This window comes from Helicobacter japonicus (assembly GCF_000762845.2).
GTDB classification, from domain to species: domain Bacteria; phylum Campylobacterota; class Campylobacteria; order Campylobacterales; family Helicobacteraceae; genus Helicobacter_C; species Helicobacter_C japonicus.
Genome location: NZ_JRMQ02000032.1, coordinates 1 through 2,556, shown reverse-complemented (window position 1 = coordinate 2,556; position 2,556 = coordinate 1). Strand labels below are relative to the sequence as shown.

Below are 2,556 nucleotides of genomic sequence, written 5' to 3'. Positions count from 1 at the left end.
AAAGATTCTTCTTTGCCCTAGTGGAATGGAGAAAATAAGATTAGAGGTGGGATAGAATTTGGTATAATAAGATATAACAAAGCATAATGGAGGGAGAGATGGGGAAACTTTTGCAATGGTATAACAAAAGCACAAGAAATAAAATTATTATCTTTAGTATCATCTTTATCCTTGCTTTGGGTTATTCGTTCTTGCATAGACCTTTGGGATTGATAATGTGGTATCAATGGAGCTATGAAAAAGAATTTGAACAAATGGAAACAAACCTTCGTCAAGTTAGTTCTGATGAAGAAAAATTTCTTGAACTCTATCACAATTTCTATGAAAAAGAAAATATTGATGAAAAGAATAAAAAGATTGGAAAAGAGCTATTGCACTATATTGATAAGTTAGAAATAGATTTACTTGCTACTACTTTTTTTGGATTAGAAGACTTGTATTTATTGGCTTTTGTTTCCAAAGTAATGATTTATTCAAATGATTTGGAGTGGAAACTAGCTTATGCTATTTTTAAATCTTATAGATTAAGCAAAGAGCAATTCCAATCTTATTATGATTTTTTTAAAAGTTACAACAAATTTTTATTTTTTGTGAATGGATTAGATAATGACATTCACAGAGCCAGTCTTATATCAGCAAAATGGTATGCTAATCTTTTTGTATTAAAATTTATTGGAATTGCATTGGCTTTAACAGATTTGGCAGAGGAACAATGTTCTATGAAAGATGATATTTTGGGTATAATGCAAAAAAGTTATAATGAGATGCAACAAATTAACAATGTAGTAACTGAAGCAAATAAAAATAAAAAAGTTGATTTCTTTGAAAAAGTTTTAGGTATTGCACAACATTCATATAATGACGCTAAGGAAAAACTCAATGAATGCAAATGAAAACAACAATACCATAAATCAAGAAGCTTATGAGGGTATAAAAGCAGTAATGCTTCAAGAGGGAGTAATAGCTAAATTATGGTATATTTCTAAAAGGCGATGAAGCCGCAAGGGTTTCATTCCGAAGATGAGGAAATATTAAGTTGTGAGGATATAGATAAAAAATTCAAAGAAGGTAAATTATACTTTAGGGCAGTAGAATGAATAAAGATATTAGAACAGGGGAAGCTAGAAAAGAACTTGTTAAGAAATTCCTAGACTACACTAATTATGTTGATAATAATATTAGTATAAATAATAATTGCAAAATATTTAGGTTGCAACAATGTTAGAATTTCTTTTTGTCTTTTTTCTTGTATTTATCTTTTTTGTATGTACTTTTTCTATTATTGTCTTTTTTGTCTTTACAATCATTCATAAACTAAGACATACAAATTCTAAAATAAGTTTAAAATCCTTGATTATAAAGCTTAGTTTATTTCTTTTCCCTATATATATTGTTTTATTTGTAGCTGGTGGGTGTTCGTATCAATATATTGACCCTCAATATTATGAGTTTAAGAGGTTGTGTGAAAAAACTTTCATTGTATATGATGAAAAATTATTTCAAGAAGTTAAAATATTAATAAATAAAAAAGTAACTTTAATAAGAGATATTGAAGAGGGGCTAAACAATGATAAAAAAATACAAGAACTCTATTTAGAGTATAAGAAAGAAATATTAAAAAATAAAGACCGACAAATAAGTGAATGGGAAGAAATAGAAATGAGGAGAGCATTTATCCGCAAATATGTAAATGATAATTTTGAATATTTAAATACATTATCCAATGGTAAAAAATGGAAAATTGATTTTTTGGGTAGATTGAATGAATTTGATTTTTATAAAGCAAAAAAATATGATAGAATTTTCGACGGACAGGCATTATATTATTTTGATGATAAAAACCAAATAGTTCTTATTGCAGAAACAAGACTTTATGAGTATCTTATACCAAGTTATCAATTAAGGCTTCCAAGTGATGCTGGTCCTGGAGGATTCGTGCAAAATTTTGATTATTGTGGCAGCAGAACTTTTAATTGGAGATAAATAAAATGAGTAAAAGCATTCAAACACAAAATGCAGATACAAATTTAGTTAAGAAATTTTTAGACTACACTAATTGTGCCGATGCGAGTTATGCTTTATTAGAGTATATATTTAGTGGAGAGATAAAATATAAAAAAGATAATAAAGAACAAATAGATGAATTCGATACCCAAACACAAGGCGACAAATTCAATGGCAAAAACTCCACCTACGCCCGAACCATAGAGGCAAGATTTAATGAAGACAGAACAGGCGATTGGTGTATCCCTTTTACTAATATATGTCTTACAACTAAAGACAAGATACCCAATAACGACATCACTCAAGTAAAATTAGATTCTAAACTTAGTCAAAGAACCATAGATTTTGTAAATAGATTTAAACTCTTAGCTCACCAAGAAAACAAAGAAAGAAGCAGAGAAAAAGGCAAAGAAACTGATGGCAATTATGGCTTTAGTGCTACACTCTTTAAAAATACAAAGGCAGATTCTAAAGATTCTCAATATATCCTCTCCTTTCGTGGCACAGAAATAAGCACAAACAAAATAGAGGAAGCAAAAGTAAGTCCAAAGC

The 2,556-nt window shown here is 28.7% G+C and carries 3 protein-coding genes; all 3 read left to right on the top strand.

Features of this window, described 5'->3' with window-relative positions:
- Positions 1-215: 215 nt before the first annotated feature.
- Entirely contained in the window at positions 216-893 is a 678-nt protein-coding gene (locus LS65_RS09575) for a hypothetical protein (protein WP_138129866.1), read from the top strand.
- A gap of 325 nt (positions 894-1,218) precedes the next feature.
- The gene (locus LS65_RS09570) at positions 1,219-1,983 is read left to right on the top strand and encodes a hypothetical protein (protein WP_034360499.1); all 765 of its coding nucleotides are present in this window, start codon (positions 1,219-1,221) and stop codon (positions 1,981-1,983) included.
- 5 nt (positions 1,984-1,988) lie between these two features.
- Positions 1,989-2,556: hypothetical protein (locus LS65_RS09565; protein WP_201274359.1), on the top strand; the 568-nt coding region annotated here is incomplete at its 3' end.